17 protein-coding genes are annotated in these 17,575 nt (G+C 56.4%); 10 read left to right on the top strand and 7 right to left on the bottom strand.

Translation table 11 applies throughout. The features are described from left to right. The first annotated feature begins 133 nt into the window (after window positions 1-133). Window positions 134-520 (top strand): DUF302 domain-containing protein, encoded by a 387-nt coding sequence (locus tag ABD920_RS21515; RefSeq protein WP_345162160.1) that lies wholly within the window; start codon window positions 134-136, stop codon window positions 518-520. A 156-nt stretch (window positions 521-676) separates the two neighbouring features. Here ABD920_RS21515 and ABD920_RS21510 read toward each other — a convergent pair whose 3' ends face one another. The 3 genes from ABD920_RS21510 to ABD920_RS21500 form a co-directional block, all read right to left on the bottom strand. Continuing rightward, on the bottom strand, window positions 677-2,977 hold the full coding sequence (locus ABD920_RS21510; RefSeq protein WP_345162158.1) for a nitric-oxide reductase large subunit: 2,301 nt from the start codon (window positions 2,975-2,977) through the stop codon (window positions 677-679). A gap of 72 nt (window positions 2,978-3,049) precedes the next feature. Further along, window positions 3,050-3,949: a hypothetical protein gene (locus ABD920_RS21505; protein ID WP_345162156.1), complete on the bottom strand. Its 900-nt coding sequence runs from the start codon at window positions 3,947-3,949 to the stop codon at window positions 3,050-3,052. Between the two features lie 62 nt (window positions 3,950-4,011). Beyond that, window positions 4,012-4,392 (bottom strand): hypothetical protein, encoded by a 381-nt coding sequence (locus tag ABD920_RS21500; RefSeq protein ID WP_345162154.1) that lies wholly within the window; start codon window positions 4,390-4,392, stop codon window positions 4,012-4,014. Window positions 4,393-4,563: 171 nt separating this feature from the next. On the opposite strand from ABD920_RS21500, the gene ABD920_RS21495 reads away from it, so the two are divergent. The 7 genes from ABD920_RS21495 to ABD920_RS21465 all read left to right on the top strand — a co-directional run bounded on the left by ABD920_RS21495 (window position 4,564) and on the right by ABD920_RS21465 (window position 11,044). Further along, window positions 4,564-5,106 carry a c-type cytochrome gene (locus ABD920_RS21495; protein WP_345162152.1) on the top strand — a complete coding sequence of 181 codons (543 nt, stop codon included), beginning with the start codon at window positions 4,564-4,566 and terminating at the stop codon, window positions 5,104-5,106. Window positions 5,107-5,135: 29 nt separating this feature from the next. Next, complete coding sequence (gene nosZ, locus ABD920_RS21490) at window positions 5,136-7,172, top strand: Sec-dependent nitrous-oxide reductase (RefSeq protein WP_345162150.1); 2,037 nt, start codon at window positions 5,136-5,138, stop codon at window positions 7,170-7,172. An 82-nt stretch (window positions 7,173-7,254) separates the two neighbouring features. Beyond that, a complete protein-coding gene (locus ABD920_RS21485; protein ID WP_345162148.1) occupies window positions 7,255-7,863 on the top strand; it encodes a hypothetical protein in 609 nt (202 codons plus the stop codon). After that, entirely contained in the window at window positions 7,860-8,324 is a 465-nt protein-coding gene (locus ABD920_RS21480) for a nitrous oxide reductase accessory protein NosL (protein WP_345162146.1), read from the top strand. Before ABD920_RS21485 ends, ABD920_RS21480 begins: the two co-directional genes overlap by 4 nt. Further along, the gene (locus ABD920_RS21475) at window positions 8,308-9,618 is read left to right on the top strand and encodes a nitrous oxide reductase family maturation protein NosD (protein ID WP_345162144.1); all 1,311 of its coding nucleotides are present in this window, start codon (window positions 8,308-8,310) and stop codon (window positions 9,616-9,618) included. Before ABD920_RS21480 ends, ABD920_RS21475 begins: the two co-directional genes overlap by 17 nt. Beyond that, a complete protein-coding gene (locus ABD920_RS21470; RefSeq protein ID WP_345162142.1) occupies window positions 9,566-10,273 on the top strand; it encodes an ABC transporter ATP-binding protein in 708 nt (235 codons plus the stop codon). The genes ABD920_RS21475 and ABD920_RS21470 overlap by 53 nt, the downstream gene beginning before the upstream one ends. Before the next feature lie 3 nt (window positions 10,274-10,276). Then, window positions 10,277-11,044, top strand: a complete 768-nt coding sequence (locus tag ABD920_RS21465) for an ABC transporter permease (protein ID WP_345162140.1) — start codon at window positions 10,277-10,279, stop codon at window positions 11,042-11,044. Window positions 11,045-11,158: 114 nt separating this feature from the next. Here ABD920_RS21465 and ABD920_RS21460 read toward each other — a convergent pair whose 3' ends face one another. From ABD920_RS21460 to ABD920_RS21445, 4 genes are all read right to left on the bottom strand, one after another. After that, a complete protein-coding gene (locus tag ABD920_RS21460) occupies window positions 11,159-11,383 on the bottom strand; it encodes a hypothetical protein (RefSeq protein ID WP_345162138.1) in 225 nt (74 codons plus the stop codon). Window positions 11,384-11,738: 355 nt separating this feature from the next. Next, the gene (locus ABD920_RS21455) at window positions 11,739-12,188 is read right to left on the bottom strand and encodes a 6-pyruvoyl trahydropterin synthase family protein (protein WP_345162136.1); all 450 of its coding nucleotides are present in this window, start codon (window positions 12,186-12,188) and stop codon (window positions 11,739-11,741) included. A 6-nt stretch (window positions 12,189-12,194) separates the two neighbouring features. Then, window positions 12,195-14,009, bottom strand: a complete 1,815-nt coding sequence (locus ABD920_RS21450; protein ID WP_345162134.1) for a nitronate monooxygenase family protein — start codon at window positions 14,007-14,009, stop codon at window positions 12,195-12,197. Between the two features lie 46 nt (window positions 14,010-14,055). Next, window positions 14,056-15,255: a proline dehydrogenase family protein gene (locus ABD920_RS21445; protein ID WP_345162132.1), complete on the bottom strand. Its 1,200-nt coding sequence runs from the start codon at window positions 15,253-15,255 to the stop codon at window positions 14,056-14,058. A 329-nt stretch (window positions 15,256-15,584) separates the two neighbouring features. Between ABD920_RS21445 and ABD920_RS21440 the strand changes: the two genes are divergently transcribed. Further along, entirely contained in the window at window positions 15,585-16,229 is a 645-nt protein-coding gene (locus ABD920_RS21440; protein WP_345162130.1) for a thioredoxin family protein, read from the top strand. Window positions 16,230-16,260: 31 nt separating this feature from the next. Next, window positions 16,261-17,550, top strand: coding sequence for a hypothetical protein (locus tag ABD920_RS21435; protein ID WP_345162128.1), 1,290 nt, complete (start codon window positions 16,261-16,263; stop codon window positions 17,548-17,550). Window positions 17,551-17,575: the final 25 nt, after the last annotated feature.

Below are 17,575 nucleotides of genomic sequence, written 5' to 3'. Positions count from 1 at the left end.
AGGGAGCAGCAACGAGCTGCAGGAAATGGCCAAGGATGCAAAGACTACCGTTTGGTCCCGCCTTCCGTCGGCGCGGTATATAAACAACCTTATCAGCCTGCCGTACTTAAGAGGTACACCTTAAATACTAGCCATGACGTATCATATCACAAAAAAAGTAAACTACAACTACCCGGACGCCCTAGAAAAAACCAAGGCAGCCCTCAGCAGCCAGGGGTTTGGGGTAATATCCGAGATAGACCTCCGGGAGAAGTTCAAGGAAAAGCTTGGGGTTGACTTCAGGGCGTACAAGATCCTGGGCGCCTGTAATCCGAAGCTGGCCTACCAGGCGATTGGGCAGGAGGATAAAATCGGCGTGATGCTGCCATGTAACGTGCTGGTGCAGGAGCACGAGAACGGCCAGGTGGAGGTAACCGCCATCAACCCCATGGAGTCCATGTCGGCGGTAGACAACCCGCAGCTGGATGCTATTGCCCAAGAAGTGAGCCAAAAGCTGAAAACGGTGATCGACAGCCTGTAGACGGAACCTGCCAGCTGAAGGATATAGAACAAGGTATATAGAACATGAAAATCCCCGACTCAAAGAGCCGGGGATTTAAGGCAGGTCCTCGTTACAAGCCTGTGCGCCTTCAGAATCTGCGTTTTCCTGTTCAGGAGGTAGCCAGAACGTTACTCCTTAGCGTGCACCCTCTTTTGTTTTGATGACCGGGTAGTTTTCCAGTGAGATGTCCGTGTCCTCCTCCAAAGACCAGCCGGTCTTGAGGCCGATCACGAACCAGGCAAGGGCGATAACACCACCGGCAAAGATCGTGTCCCCGATCACGCGCATCCAGCGCAGGGTCTCCATGGTATCGGTTTGCATGAACTCCATGGAACGGGCATACCAGAGGCCATACTCCACGCTGGCCCAGGTCTGTAGCAGGCCAATCGGCAGCACACTGATGAGCACCATCAGCATCAGGCCGATATTGATGGACCAGAACGCGAAGCTGATCACGCCGTCTTTCCAGCGTCTGCGGGCCGAGAGGCCTTTGAGCACGAACAGCATCAGGCCGATCCCCAGCACGCCATATACCCCGAACAGGGCAGTGTGCGCGTGCACCGGCGTGGTGTTGAGCCCCTGCATATAGTAAAGCGCAATCGGCGGGTTAATCACGAAACCGAACACGCCGGCCCCCACCAGGTTCCAGAAAGCCACGGCGATGAAGCAGTAGATCGGCCACTTATATGCCTTTATCCACTGGGTGGCGCGGCTGATCTGGAGGTTGTGGTAGGCCTCGAAACCAATGAGCACCAGCGGCACCACTTCCAGCGCGCTGAAGGTGGCGCCCAGCGCCATCACCGAAGTGGGCGTACCGCTGAAGTACAGGTGGTGGAACGTACCGATGATACCGCCGAACAGGAAGATGATGGTGGAGAACAGCACGGTGGCCGTGGCCATTTTCGTTTCCAGCAGGCCCATGCGCACAAACAGGAACGCAATCACCACGGTGGCGAACACCTCAAAGAAGCCCTCTACCCACAGGTGCACCACCCACCAGCGCCAGTACTCGGCAATGGCAAGGTTGGTGTGCTGGCCCCACATCAGGCCCGAGGCGTAGAAGATGGCAATGGCAGCCGACGAGATCAGGAACATGCCCAGCAGGTGGCGGCCCTCCACGTCGTTGCGGAACGCCGGCATAATGGCCCGCACCATCAGCCCCAGCCACAGGAACAGGCCCACCAGCAGGAAGATCTGCCAGAAACGACCCAGGTCCACGTACTCATATCCCTGGTGCCCGAACCAGAAGTTCTCGCCGTAGCCCAGTTTCTGCATCACGCCATACCACTGCCCGGCCAGCGAACCGGCCACAATCACCAGCAGGCAAATGAACAGGAAGTTAACCCCCAGCTTCTGGAACTTCGGCTCGTGGCCCGAGACGGCCGGGGCTATATATAAACCGGTGGCCAGCCAGGACGTGGCGATCCAGAAGATGGCCAGCTGCACATGCCAGGTGCGGGTAACGGAGTAGGGTAGATAATCGGCGAGCGGGAAGCCGTAGAGGGCCTGCCCCTCCACGCCGTAGTGCGCCGTTACCACACCAAGGGTTACCTGCACCACAATCAGGGCGGTCACAATCCAGAAGTACTTCAGCGTGGCCTTCATAGAGGGCGTGGCCTTCAGGCCCAGCAGCGGGTCCTGCTTCGGGAGCTTGGCGTGGTCGATCTCATCCTCCTTGTTGGAGGCATAGTAGTAAGCCAGCAGCCCCACTCCCGCGATGAGGATGATCACGCTGAAGCCGGTCCAGATGATGAGGTCGCTGCTGGGTTCGTTGGCTACCAGCTTTTCGGCGGGCCAGTTGTTGGTGTAGGTGATGGCCTGCCCCGGGCGCTCGGTCACGCAGGCCCAGGAGGTCCAGAAGAAGAAGGCATTCAGCTTTCGCATACGCTCCGGGTCCTTCACAGTGTTGTCAGCCATGGCGTAGGCATCGCGGTACTCGGCCAGCGCCGGGTCGTCGGTGAAAAGGGCGGTATAGTGCCCGCTCACGTCCGCGATCGCCTTGGCCCGCAGGTCAGAGATCGTCAACGTGCCCGTCCCCGGATCGTAGGTGTTGGCCCGGATCTGCTTCTGCAAACGGGCCTGCAGCATGGCCTGCAGCTCTCCGTCCAGCTGATCGTACTGCACGCCCTTCTCCTGCTGTGCCCAGGTGTTGAGGAAGAACATCGCCTCCTTGTGCAGCCACTCGGCGCTCCAGTCGGGCGCTACATAGGCACCGTGGCCCCAGACCGAACCCAGTTCCTGCCCGCCGATCGACTGCCACACATTCTGGCCGTCCTGTATGTCCTGCTCAGTGAACACCACCTCCCCGGAGGCAGTCACGACTTGTTTCGGAATGGGAGGGGCCTGCCGGTATATTTCAGACCCGTAGTACCCGAGTACGGCGAAGGAGCCGACGATAACGGCAATAAACCCCAGCCAGAGTTTTCTGTATCTCATGATGTTACGCTTTAGTTATATATGGTTGATGGAAATGAATGATATATAGTTGCTGAAAAAGGCGAGTGGGGATCAGAACATATAGGTGAGGTTGAGCATGCTTCTGCTGTTGCCTTTGGTATGATGGTAGGCCTCGGTGCTGCTGACAGGCAGTTGCAGCGTGCCCCCTACAGCGATGTTCTTCACATACACGTTCAGCCCCAGGTTCGCGAAGTAAGAGTCGCCGCCTTTCTGTGCGTTGCCGACCCCGTTCAGCCTGTCGCCCTCCGCATGTTCGTAGTAAAGGCCTGCGCTTGGCAACACAGAGACCCCTTTCACCTGCTGCCAGTAGAAGACATTGGAAGAAGCGCTGATCCTGTCTCCGAACCTGTAGCCTTCTTCGTTCTCGCTGTTGAAGCGGTACGTCACATCGTTGTTGAGGCCCAGCTGCTTATAGCGGATGGTGTACATGCCGTTGAGCAGGTAATCGGTGCTGCCGGTACCCGGCTGCATGTTGGCAGGCAGCGGCTCTTCCTGTTGCCGGAGGTCGGTGGCCCCTGTTGCCAGTTTCACACCGCCCCCCAGTTGCAGCGTGTGCTTTACTGTGTGGCTGAGGCTGTCGCCTGTATTGATGAGCGAATAGTTGGCGAGCAGGGTGATGTCTCCGAAGCCCCGGCTCTTTAAAGTGCCCTCGCTCCCGCTCTGTTGGTTGAAGGCATAGGGCAGAAAGGCAAACACCTGCAGGTTTTTCATGGGTTCAAACCTGCCCCAAAGCTCTGTGGTGGTGAAGTGCTCATCCGTTACCTCGGTGTGGAGGCCGTGGGTGGCGGTAATGGTATAGTCGCGCGTGGTGTAGCGCAGGCCTACAAAGTTTTTATGAAACTGTGGCAGAATACCGAAGTAGCTGCCGCCCATGGTGCAGCCTTTGTCGCAGGCAGTGCTGCTGAAGTTCAGGCTTACTAGGGCTATGAAGACGGATAGAATCTTTTTCATGACTTAATTCTTGTGTTGATTTTCATTAGAGAGGGCGGCCCTGTAGGGGCGGGATACAAGATTTAAGCCGTGCGCCTGGGAGGGTGAAATATGCCCTTGGCGGGAGAGGAGACATAAAAACATAAGGAAAATGGCATTCGCACTTCCTGTAGGGCAGGCGTTGGCGTTGCCCCGGTGAGCCGGAAGGCTTCGGGCATCAGGGCCAGGTCCGGGGTGGCTATTTTTTGTGTGGGCGGCAGTTGCTGTTCGCGCTGCACGTTCTTTTTAAGCTGCTTCTGCAGGTAGCATTTACCCTTGCAGCCCGAACCGGGCACCTGCCGCTGCTCGCACAGCTGGCTGATGATGTAGGAGCGGTTGGCCCGGTATAGCAGATAGGTGCCGGTGAAGCTCAGCTGGTGAGCCATCACACCTAACGCTAATACAATCAGAACAAACCGCTTCATACTTTTTTTCCCTATTATTTCCGATCCAAAGGTCTCAAGGCAGGAAAAGAGAAAAAATGACATATGTCATGTATAAAAGAGATTAAGGTCTTTTAATAAACTCCCGTTCACCCCTACTTTTGCTTCGTAAACAAACACAGCGTATTGTGTCAACACTAAAACTACAGGATTATGGAAATCAGAAGAACAGATGAAAAACACGAAAAGATGAAGGGAATCAGCATGCTAAGCGCCATCCGGGCGGGCGCGCTGACCCTTTTTTGTAGTGCCCTGCTTATTGGCTGCTCATCTGGCGAGAACGAGACCACCGCGATGGAGGAGCAGGAGGAGACAGGCCTTGCCAGCCAGGCCGCCGAGGCACCCGCAGCGGATGACGGCAAAGGCATTGGCCCGGTGAAAACAGTGGAAGTGGGCGAAAGCATAGACGAGGCGCTCGCCGCGGAAGGCAAAACCATTTTTGAGGGCAAGTGCTCCGCCTGCCACCAACTGACCGACCAGAAAGTAGTAGGCCCCGGGCTGGCGGGTGTGACAGAGCGCCGCAAGCCGGAGTGGATCATGAACATGGTGATCAACCCCGAGGAGATGACCAAGAAGGACCCGGAAGCTAAAAAGCTGCTGGCCGAGCACCTGACCCAGATGACCAACCAGAACATCTCGGAAGCGGACGCGAGGGCGCTGCTGGAGTTCCTGCGGCAGAACGACATTAAAGGCTAAACACAATATACCCTAACCCATATATCATTATGGAAATCCTGATCAATAAATTAAAGAAAGCAGCGCCTAAGGTTACCCTGCTTATGGCGCTGGCCACGGGGGCGGCACTGCAAGGCTGTGGCGGTTCCGAAAAAGCGAACGCCCAGGACGATGCCGTTTCGGCTGATGCCGCCACCGCCGTCTATGTGGCACCCGGCGAGCACGACGAGCTGTACTCGTTCCTGTCAGGCGGCTTTAACGGGCAGGTGTCCGTGTATGGCATCCCTTCGGGCAGGCTGCTGAAAGTCATCCCGGTGTTCACGCAGTTCGCGGAAAACGGCTACGGCTACAACGAGGAGTCGAAGGCCATGCTGCAGACATCGCACGGCTTCGTGCCCTGGGATGACCTGCACCACCCGAAACTGTCCCGCGCCGATGGCATGGCAGACGGCCGCTGGCTGTTCGTGAACGGGAACAACACGCCCCGCGTGGCGCGCGTGGACCTGAAGACGTTCGAGACAGTGGAGATCATGGAGATTCCGAACAGCGCGGGTAACCACTGCTCGCCCTACCCGACCAACAACAACGAGTATGTGCTGGCCGGAACGCGCTTCAGCGTGCCGCTCGACATGAAGGGCGGGACGCAGGACGTGAGCCTGAGCGAGTACAAGGACAAGTTCAGGGGCTCTATCTCCTTCATCAAGGTCGACAAAGAGCACGGCGACATGGAACTGGACTTCCAGGTACTGGTGCCTGGCTTTGACTACGACCTGGCCAACGGCGGCAAAGGCCCGTCTAACGACTGGGTATTCTTCACAACCTACAACACCGAGAAATCCGCCACGCTGAAGGAACTGGGCGCGTCCCAAAACGACCGGGATTACCTGGCGGCGATCAACTGGAAGCTTGCGGCCAAGTATGCGGCAGAAGGCAAGGCGAAAGAAATGCCAGCCAATTACTACCATAACAAGATGGATGAGAAATCGCACATCGCCAAGTCCACGGTGAAGAAAACCGTGCGCTACCTGCTTCCGGAGGACTGCCCCGGCATGATGTACCTGCTGCCTGCCCCTAAGTCCCCGCATGGAATTGATGTGGACCCAACCGGTGAGTATATGGTGGTGAACGGGAAATTAGCCTCCTCTCTGCCCGTATTCGCTTTCTCTAAAATGATGAAGGCCATCGAGAACAAAGACTTTGACGGTGATGTGAACGGCATACCGGTGCTGAAGTACGAGTCTGTGCTGGCAGCCGAAGTAAAGGAGCCGGGCCTCGGGCCGCTGCACACTGAGTTCGACGGCAAAGGCAACGCGTACTCCACCATGTTCGTGTCTTCTGAAGTAGTGAAATGGAGCCTCGAGGACTTCCAGGTAAAAGACAGGATGCCCGTGTTCTACTCTCCAGGCCACCTGATGATCCCGGGCGGCGACACCCGCGAGCCCTATGGCAAATATATGGTGGTGATGAACAAGATCACCAAAGACCGCTTCCTGCCCACCGGCCCTGAGCTGATGCACTCTGCCCAGCTGATCGATATCAGCGGCGAGAAGATGAAGATGCTCCTGGACTTCCCGACTGTGGCCGAACCGCACTATGCGCAGGGTATCCGGGCCGACTTAGTGGCCCCGAACAGCGTCAAGTTCTTTAAGCTGGATGAGAACACCCACCCGGAGGCTGTGAAGAACGAGAAAGACGTGAGCGTGACCCGAAACGGCAAAACCGTGAAGGTTAACATGACCTCCATCCGAAGCCACTTTACGCCGGACAACATTGAGGGTGTGCAGGTGGGCGACACGGTGCTCTTCCACGTGACGAACCTGGAGCAGGACTGGGACGTGCCGCACGGATTCGCGGTGATGGGGGCCAACAACGCCGAAACCCTGATTATGCCGGGCGCCACCCAGACCCTGCGATGGGTGCCCAAGCAGGCGGGTATCTTCCCCTTCTACTGCACTGACTTCTGCTCTGCGCTTCACCAGGAGATGCAGGGGTACGTCAGGGTTTCACCAAGGGGATCAAAAGTGCCGATCAAGTTCTCTACCGGCGAGAAAAAGCCGGTGCCACCGGCCACGGCCTCTGTAGAGTAAAGCCTTAACGGGCAAAACAGCGGAGGCTGCCCAAGGGAAGCTTCCGCTGTTTATCTTTTATTTCACCTTAAGCTTTACAAGGATGAAAACCTACAACAAAGTGCTGATGATCATCGCAGCCTTATCGCTCGGGCTTCTGTTTCTCTTCCCGATGTGGAAGATTTACCTTACAGCCCCCCAGTATCCGGAAGGACTGGAACTGCATATATGGGTGAACAAACTCGCTGGCAGTTCCGAAAGTGTCCTTCAGAACTTCAATATCCTGAACCACTACATTGGTATGGAGCCGATACACGCCGAGTCTTTCAAAGAGCTCAGGATTATGCCGTATGTGGTCTACTTCTTTATGGCAACGGGCGTTATCATTGCCCTCATAGGCAAAAGGCGGCTGGTGCTGTACTGGGCTTCGCTGCTGATGCTTGCCGGTGCCGTGGGCATATTTGACTTTTATATGTGGCTGCACAAGTTCGGGACTAACCTGAACCCTGAGGCCCCGATCAAGGTGCCGGGCATGACCTATATACCCCCCTTGCTGGGCAGCAAGCAGCTGCTCAACTTCGAAGCGCTGTCATTGCCCGGATGGGGCAGCCTTGGGATTTTTCTGGCCGTATTGCTTGCGGGGCTGGTGTACTTCCTCAGCCGTAGGACTGCGAAGTCGGCAACTGTCAGGCACAATAATGTATTGGTATGAAAAAAGCAGTTAGTTATCTATATGCCCTGTTGCTCTTGCCTTTCCTGTTAGCCGGCTGCAAAGTGGAACCGAAGCCCATTGCCTACGGAGCCGCCAACTGCGCCCACTGCAGCATGACCTTGTCTGACAGGCGGTATGGCGCCGAGCTGGTGAACGACAAGGGCAAGCCTTACTTTTTTGACGCAGCTGAGTGCCTGGCAGCCTATATACTGGAGCAGCCGGAGCAGGGCGGGAAGGCCGCTTACTTGCTGGTAACGGATTACACGAACCCCGGCCAGCTGCTGGATGCCCGCAGCGCGCACTACCTCCGGAGCCCGGAACTGCCGAGCCCGATGGGCATGAACCTGACCGCCCTGGCAGACGCGGCCACCGCCCGAAAGATGCAGCAGGAGCACGGCGGGCAGCTGCTCACCTGGGACCAGGTTTTATTAGCCGTTCAAAAAGATGAAAAACTCCAGTAGACATTTCCCGCTGTTTATATATGCCCTGGCTTTCCTGCTGTGGGCCCCGGAGGCCTTCGGCGCGACGCTGCAGGTGTGCAGAACCTGCGCGTTTACCTCCGTGGGGCAGGCGGTGAAAAAGGCGAAGGCCGGCGACACCGTGTTAGTTAAAGGTGGTATATATAAAGAATCAGGCATAGAGATCAACAAGCCGCTAAGCCTCATCGGGCAGAACAACCCGGTGATCGACGGCAATTTCACAGGCCAGCTCATCACCGTTCTGGCCGATGATGTAACCATACAGGGGCTCACCCTGAAGAACGTTGCCACCAGCTACACCCGCGACGATGCCGCCATCCGGGTGATGGGGCGCAGCAACATCAGGATCCTCGGCAACACCATCCTGAAGACCTACTACGGCATATACCTGCAGAACTCTGAGCGGATCGAGGTGAAGGACAACGTGGTGATCGGGGAGAATGCCGATATCAATGAATCGTCCCTCGGGAACGCCATCCATATATACTACACGGACCAGGTGGAGATCAGCGGGAACGACGTGCAGGGCCACCGTGACGGCATATACCTGGAGGTGGTGAAAGACAGCCAGGTGCACCGTAACACCAGCCACCAGAATGTGCGGTACGGGTTGCATTTTATGTTCTCGGACGGCAACACGTACACCTACAATGTGTTCCGGAACAACGGGGCAGGGGTGGCCGTGATGTACACGCGCAACGTGCGGATGGAGCACAACACCTTCGAGGATAACTGGGGAGCGGCCTCTTTCGGCCTGCTCCTGAAGGAGATAAACAACAGCGTGATCTATAACAACCTGTTCCGGCGCAACACCACCGGCATCCACATGGAGAGCTCCAGCCGCCTCGATATAAAAAACAACGACTTTGAGCGAAACGGCTGGGCCATCAAGCTGATGACGACCTGCATCGAGGACACTTTCCGGCTGAACAACTTCACCGGCAACTCCTTCGACGTGAGCACCAACGGCAAATCACAGCACAACTTTTTCGAGCACAACTACTGGGAGAAGTACACGGGCTACGACCTGGACAAAGACAGGGTAGGAGACGTGCCTTACCGCCCGGTGAGCCTATACTCAATGCTGGTGGAGCGGGTGCCGCCTTCGGTGATGTTTATGCGCAGCTTTATGGTAGACCTGATGGATAACATGGAGAAAGTGCTGCCGAGTATTATACCCGAGCAGTTGGTTGATGAGCGTCCGTTAATGAAGAAGATAAATCATGATAGCGATAGAAAACTTGTGCAAGTCCTACGGCAAACTGCAGGTGCTTAAGAACATAAGCGTCCGGTTTGAAGCAGGCAAAGTCATATCCATCATCGGGCCGAACGGGGCCGGCAAAACCACCGTGAGCAAGTGCATCCTCGGCATGGTGCTGCCCGACAGCGGCGATATAAAGATGAAAGGGGAGAGCGTGCTGAACAAATACGCCTACCGCAGCCAGATCGGCTATATGCCCCAGATCGGGCGCTACCCCGAAAACATGAAGGTGCGGCAGGTAATCGGAATGGTGCGGGATATCCGGAAAGACGTCTCGGCCGTGGACGAGGAACTGATCGGCCTTTACAGGCTGGAGGATATATATGACAAGCGGATGGGGGCCTTGTCGGGCGGCACCAAGCAGAAGGTGAGCGCCGCGCTGGCCTTTATGTTCAACCCGCGGGTGCTGATACTCGATGAGCCCACCGCAGGCCTGGACCCGATCTCGGCGGAGATCCTGAAATGCAAGATCCTGAAGGAGCGCAAAAAAGGCAAGCTGATCCTGATCACGTCGCACATCATGAGCGAGGTGGAGGAAGTGGCGGACGAGGTGATGTGCCTGGTGGACGGCAGCGTGAAGTTCTACGAGACCATTGCCAGCCTGAAGAAGCAGACCAACGAGGAGCGCCTGAGCAAGGCCATCGCCAAAATCATGAACGAGGAGGACTAAGCCATGAGCAAGATCATCAAATACGTGCTCTACGACATCATCAAGAGCAAAATCATTATCGCCTATACCGTGTTTCTGCTGCTGCTCTCCATCGGGCTCTTTAACCTGGGCGGCAGCCCCGAGAAAGGTATCCTCAGTTTGCTGAACCTGATCCTGTTGACGGTGCCGCTCATCAGCATCGTGTTCGCCACCACGCACTTCTACAATTCCTATGAGTTTATAGAGCTGCTGGTAGCCCAGCCGATCAACCGCCGGAAGATATTCCTGAGTGAGTATTTTGGCGTTGCCTTCTCGCTCTCGGCGGCTTTCCTGGTGGGGGTAGGCATCCCGGTACTGCTGTTCGGAGCCAGCGTCACGGGCCTGTACCTGGTGCTGACGGGCGTCTTCATCACGTTTATTTTCGTGGCGATGGCGTTTCTGGCCTCCGTCATCACGCGCGACAAAGCCAAGGGCATCGGCATTGCGCTGCTGCTGTGGTTTTACTTCGCCCTGATATACGATGGCATTGTGCTGTTTATCCTGTACACCTTCGGAGACTACCCGCTGGAGTACGCCACGCTGGCCATGACCGCGTTCAACCCGATAGACCTGGGCCGCATCATGGTGCTGCTGAACCTGGACGTGTCGGCGCTGATGGGCTATACCGGGGCGCTGTACAAGAGCATTTTCGGAAGCCTGTGGGGCGTGGGCCTGTCGTTCGGCCTGCTGCTGCTGTGGGTGCTGCTGCCCTTGCTCAGTTCCAACCGGATATTCTCGAAGCGGGATCTGTAAGGGAGTGTACCGCCTCGCAGTTGTTTGAAGTGTAGTGTTTGGTTGTTTGGTAGAGCGCAGGGCTGTGGTCCTGCGCTCTTATTTTATAGACTGCACCTGTAGCAGGAAGGGCTGTTATTGCTCCTGGTTTATTTCCGTTGCCGACGAAACCGTGTCCACGCCAAAGTTTTCGGCAGAGTCATCTTCCATTTCCAGTTGCGGGCTGATCTCTTCTCCCGCGCCTATTTCAACACCTTCGTCTGTCATTGCCTCATCGTTGCCCGTGCCTTCAGCCTCGTTGCCGCCGTTGCCGCAGGAAAGGGCGAAGGTTCCGAGTAATATAATTAGGAGATTTCTCATAGGTCAATAAGTTTAGTTGGAAACTCTTTGAAACGCGCACAGAACCGGTTTGTTTCGGTGGTTAAGTAAGTTGCGGGATGACGTTTGGAAATGAGATCAGAGGAGAGAAAACCGCTTAAAGATTTTCCCATTATATACTGAAAGGCATTTTGCGCCGGTTCTTGCTTCACCGGTGGCCGCATTTAAAAGGAGTTGCGTGCCGGTATATTGCCAGAGGCTGGAGAACAGGCTGAAACAAATGGACCTATCTGGCAAAGCGAAGCGCCGTGACCATATATAAGATATAAGTCGCAGCGCTCCGCTTTTATAGAAAGGTTATATATGGTTATACAATAATAATGGGAGCAGGCGAATTTCATCCTTCATCCGAAGCATGCCATTCCGCAAAGGAGTTTTGTGTCTCCCAGAGCTTCAGGCTGAATAGCTGCACGCCTGTCGGCAGCAGGCTGCGGAGCCTGGTTTTAAAGTCGAGCAGCATGTTCTCGCAGGTGGGCTGGTACGGTGTGAGCAGCAGTTTATGATGCAGCTTCCGGAGTGTCGCCACCAGCTCCGGCGGGCTGTTTACGCCTAATACCAGCGCATGGTCCACGGCCTCCACGATGTGCGCCTGCACCAGTTTCTTCAGGTCCCCGAAGTCCAGCACCATGCCGTTTTTAGGATGCGCCTCATCTGCCAGCGGCGTGCCGATCACGGTGACCTGCAGCCGGTACGTATGCCCGTGAATGTTGCTGCAGGGGCCATCATACCCCTGCAGCGCATGCGCCATTTCGAAGCTGAACAGGCGCGTGAGCCTGATTTTGTTCATTGCCTTTTAAACGGCTGTTGCTTTCTGTAACCTGGCCAGCAGCAGTTCTTCCTCGGCTTCGAGCAGCTCATCCAGCATGATCACCTGTCGCTCCAGTTCATCCTTATATATGGCAGCCAGGTGCAGTTTGTAATATTGGATGCCTTCCTGCAGGTTGTCCCAGAAGCTTTGCAGGTATTTGTACTGCTTGTCGGTGAGCGTGAGGAGCTGCTCTTCCTTCTTTTTCTTCCAGTAATCCACGTACATGCGCAGCTCATTTATGAACATGTGCGGCCGGTAGGTCGTATTCAGCGCGTTGAAGCGGCCGTATATATGGTCCACCATTTCCTGCAGTTTATATATGCCTGAGAAATACGCCAGGTTTGGGCCCGGGCAAATGGTGACGGCCTTGGTGGCTGCTTTCTTGCTGGCGGTGAACACCTGCGTGCCGGCGTTGGCCAGGCCGTCGCAGAGGCACTCCTTTGCCAGAATTTTGGCCTCTTCCACCAGGTACGTCATGGCATCGAGCTGCTGGGCCTGCAGCTGCTCCAACTTGCGGCGCTGGTACTTGCGCGAGGCCGTGCAGATGGGCTCCTCGGTGAACTCGGTGTTTGACACCAGATGCTTTTTGATACAGGGGCTTCCCGGCTTGCCCTGTTCGATGCGGGTGCTTTTCAATTGCTCGCTGGAGGTGTTGCGGAGGGCGTTGAAGGGAACGCCTAATGGGGAGATCGGGCTTAGGTACAGGTCCTCTTTTCCCGCGTCTGCCAGTTGGCGCAGGGTTGCCTCGTCCACGGTGGTTGCCTCAGGCACCAGCAGGAAGGGTGTTCCCCAGCCGGTGGCATCCACGCCGTACTGCTGCAGCAGGAACTCATGCTCCTGCGCTGTGCCAATACCGCCCTGCACGGTTACGCGCTGCGCCGGTATCTCCAGCGGTACGTGAATGCCCTTGCTGGCCAGCGCAGAGCTGAACATGCTGTAGAGTTCGTTCCGCAGCGCCTCGCGGTTCTGCTTGAATTCCTCCAGTATCGGGCCGACCAGGTACCCGTCGGTGGCAAACGCGTGGCCGCCGCAGTTCAGGCCGGACTCTACCCGAAACTCCGATACCCAAAGCCCTTTCTTAGCCAGGATTTTCCCCTGCACCAGCGCCGAGCGGTAGTCGCTTACCTTGATGATGATTTTCTTCCCGAAAGCGCCTGTGGCATCCGGCAAGAAGCAGGGGAACTGTTCCATGGCACCGAACAGGCGCATGTTCATGCCGGCCGAGAACACGACGGAGCCGCGCACGGTGCTGTTGGCGAACCCGCGCAGGGCCGCCGTGGCATCCGTGAACTCCTGCGGCAGCGGCTCCCCGTTCTGGGCGTAATTGGTTTTGTCCAGCTTCGTCATGATGTTCACGTCAATACTGCCGGGCACCACCGCGGCACGGAGTTCTTGCTGCATCCGCTGCTGCTCCTGTGGATCGGCGGTGTGCAGCATCTTCGTATACAGCGCCCTGAACTGAGAGCTGTCCGGCAACAAGGTAAAGTACTTGGTCAGCTCGGAGTCGGGCGCGAACGCCTCCTCCCGCAGCCTTTGCGTTTGCAGATCCACTATTTTATCCACCATGTTCAGGCAGGCCGTCGTGCGCCTGGCACGGTAGTCTTCTTCCTTGCTCGTGATGGGCTGGTATTCGAGGTTATATTGTCGGCTATAGTACGCGCGCATCTGCTCCAGCAGGCTATCGTCGCTGAGCGAGAGAACTGACGATATGCCAAAGCGGGCAACCTTCAGCGGGGAGTCGATGGAGAAGGCCAGGCCCATTACGGGTATATGAAACGTGTGCAGTGAGTTTGATAACATGGTAAAGGTTTTTTACAAAATATGATAGATGATTCAGTGCTCGTGGTTAGTGTTTCCTTCGCTGCATTTCCTGCTCCAGCAGTTGGATTTCCCGGCCCATCTGCCCCGTGATGGCAGTGTTTTCCTCTGCTCTTCGCAGGAGGTAGGGCACAGCTGTGGCCACCTTGCCATAGGGGAGGTATTTGGAAACATGGTAGCCGGCATCCGCCAGGTTAAAAGTCAGGTTGTCGCTCATGCCGTAGAGCTGCGCAAAGTGCACGCGCTGCCGCTGCTGCTTCGTACACTCTTTCCGGATCCGCCGCGCCAGGTAGCAGGTGCTGAACTCGTTGTGCGTGGCTGCGCAGAGCTCTATCCTGTCAAGGTTCTCAAGGCAGATGTCAATGGCCTGGTTATAGCTGTGGTCTGTGTCAGACTTGCTGGTAAATACAGGCGAGGGGTAGCCGAGCTCCTTTGCACGGAGCTGTTCCTTGGCGAGGTAGGCGCCGCGCACTATCTTGAAGCCCGGTATAACGGGTTCCTTCTTAAAGCGCTCCAGGCAGTCCTGCAAGTAAGCCAGGCGGTCGGTGCGGTACATCTGCAGCGTATTGAACACGACGGCGCGCTGGTGGTTGTAACGGAGCATCATGCGCTCCACCATTGCATCGATCGGGTCCTGCAGCCAGCTTTCCTCGGCATCGACATACAGCGTGAGGCCGGCCTCCGCAACGGCTTTGCAAATGGCGTCGAGGCGAGCCTCTGTTCTGGCCAGCGCCTGCTTTTCTTCCTGCAAAAGAACACCGGCCTCCTGCATTTTCCGGAAGATGGCCTTGTGGCCGATGCCAGTCAGTTTAAGGCTGATGTAAGAGAACGCGGCGGTGTCGCGGGCCAGCTGGATGTTGTGCAGGATCTCTTCTTTCACCGCATCGAAGCCCGCCTCAGTTTTCTGCGACCCGGCGGCATAGTCCAGCACGGTGTGCACCCGCGAGGCCCTTAGTTTGGCGATAACCTGCTGCGCCTCCTGCGCCGTTTCGCCGCCGCAGAAGTGCTTATACACCGTGTTCCGGATCAGGGGCTGAATCGGCAGGCCAAGCCTGAGGGCCCACCTCGTTGCCAGCCCACCGGCCTTCGCCCAGGCGGGTTTCCCCATCATGCGGAACATCCAGTGAGCCAGTCGCAGCTCATTGTCTCTTTTAGAGGAGAAGGTTACCTGCAGGTTTTTCGGATTGAAGTACCTGGCCTTTAGTTTTAAGATAGCTGCTCTTTCCATGGTTCAGATTTATCGTTTTATACCCTCGCCCTAATTACAGCTGCTCCTGTCCGCACCAGTGAAGTGCTTCCATCTAATCAGGGTGTTGGTGATTGCCCGTCTCTTTTAATGTTCTACTGCCAGCAGCTATGGCTTTGTGGGTTGAAAGGTATAAAAAGCACAAGCCCTTATTGATGAGCATCCTCACCTGAAAAAATGACATATGTCATTGTCTGCATGCCGGTTGCAGGATCGGCTCGGGGAGAGGGAGAAGTGTTGCGGGGGAGTGATTTATATCATTTTATATATAGCCGGTTTGCCCTACACTTGCACAGACAAAAAACAAAACGATGGAGATTTTGAATACAACAGGGCACCCGCTGGTAAACCCGCTCCGGTATGATGTGTACAAAAACATAGTGGATGCGCTGGTGCAGCAGCAAAGCACAACCGGCGAAGAGCAGACAGCGGAGCGCATCGGGTTCACGAGGCTCAACCAGCAGCGCATGAAGCGGGTAGAAAAGCAGTTTTCGCTCCTGCCAGAACTGCGGGAGCAACTGCACCAGCACCAGCCCCGCTGGAACTGGCGGGTGCTGGTGGAAGCCTGGTGCGGCGACGGGGCGCAGTTGCTGCCCGCCATTGCCGCCATCGCCGCCGAAGCACCCGGCATCGAACTCACGGTGCTGCTCCGCGATGAGAACCCGCAGCTGATGGACACGTGCCTCACCAACGGCAGCCGCGCCATTCCGATACTTATTTGCGAAGACGCCGAAACCGGCGAGCGGGTATTTACATGGGGGCCTCGGCCTAAAGCCATACAGGAAAAGGCGCAGCAGTTTAAGGCCGGGAACCCGGGCGCAGACCACGAGGCGTTCGTGCTGCAACTGCACACCTGGTACGCCAAAGACCGCAGCGAAGCCCTGCAGCAGGACCTGCTGAAAAAGCTACAGCAAGTTTTTGCCGTGCGTGCCTACGAGCCGGAGTACTGCATCTAAACTGCTTTTAGCCTATATATAAATCGTGCGCTTGAACATACACACAAAACGGAGCTGGCTGCTGGTGGCGCTGGGCAACCTGGTGGTGGTGGCCTTTCTGGGGCTGCTGCTGCGCTGGATGTTCGTGGCGCCGGTGAGTGGCCTGAACTACAAATACCTGCTGCACGGCCACTCGCATGTGGCGCTGCTGGGGTGGCTGTATACCGCTGTGTTTGTGGCGCTGCTGGCGGCTTACCTGCCATCCGCTTACCAGGAAAAGAGAACCTACACCTGGCAGTTCTGGCTGTCGCAGGGGGCGGTGCTGGGCATGCTGCTCAGCTTTCCGGTGCAGGGGTATGGCCTGTTTTCCATCTTTTTTTCCACGGCGCACCTGCTGCTGAGTTACTGGTTTATATACCAGTTTCTGAAGGATGCCAGAAGTGCCGGGGTAAGCAATGGGAAGCACGGGCTGTCGTTGCGGTTTGTGAAGGCGGCGCTGTTTTTCCTGGCGCTCTCGTCGCTGGGGCCGTGGGCGATGGGGCCGATAATGGCTACCGGGCACAGCGGCAGCGAGATTTATTTCAACGCGATTTATTTTTACCTGCACTTCCAGTACAACGGCTGGTTCACGTTTGCGGTGCTGGGGCTGTTATTCTGGCTGCTCGAGCACCATCATATATCCTTCAACCGGATATATGGCCGCCTCTTTTTCAGGCTGATGTGCTGGGCCTGCCTGCCGGCTTACCTGCTCTCGGTGCTCTGGACAAAACCGGCTGCCGTTATATATGCCGTCAGCGGTGTGGCCGCATTGGTGCAGGTGGTGGCGCTGGGCCTGTTGCTGGCGGTGCTGTGGCCTGTTCGCCAGCAGTTGCTGAATTTATTCAGCGGTTGGAGCCGGGGCGTTTTTATGCTGGCCACGCTGGCGTTCGTGCTGAAGACCCTGATGCAGTTCTCCACCGCCATCCCCTATATGGCGGACCTGGCCTACAAGCTGCGCTTTTTCATCATCGGGTACCTGCACCTGGTGCTCATCGGGTTCGTGAGCTTTTTCCTGTTTGCCTTCTTCGTGCAACTGGGCTGGCTGAGTTTCCGGGGAAGCCTGAGCCGGTGGGGAATCGGCGTGTTTATTGCCGCTTTTGTGGCCAGCGAAGCACTGCTGTTCCTCCAGGGGATTCTCTACTGGGCCGGGGCAGGCGCCATACCTGCCTACAATGAGATTCTTTTCTGGGTAAGCGTGTTCCTGCCGATGGGAGTCCTGCTGTTCTTCGTCTCGCAAATTCGTGAAAGAAGCCGTGTGCAGCAGCATCTAAAGACAGAGAAATATCTGCAGCAGGCGGCGTAGTATAGAATGCAAACAACAGAAAAGG

This window comes from Pontibacter saemangeumensis (assembly GCF_039541895.1).
In the GTDB taxonomy this organism is placed as follows: Bacteria; Bacteroidota; Bacteroidia; order Cytophagales; family Hymenobacteraceae; genus Pontibacter; species Pontibacter saemangeumensis.
This window is presented reverse-complemented; position numbering and strand designations above follow the sequence as displayed.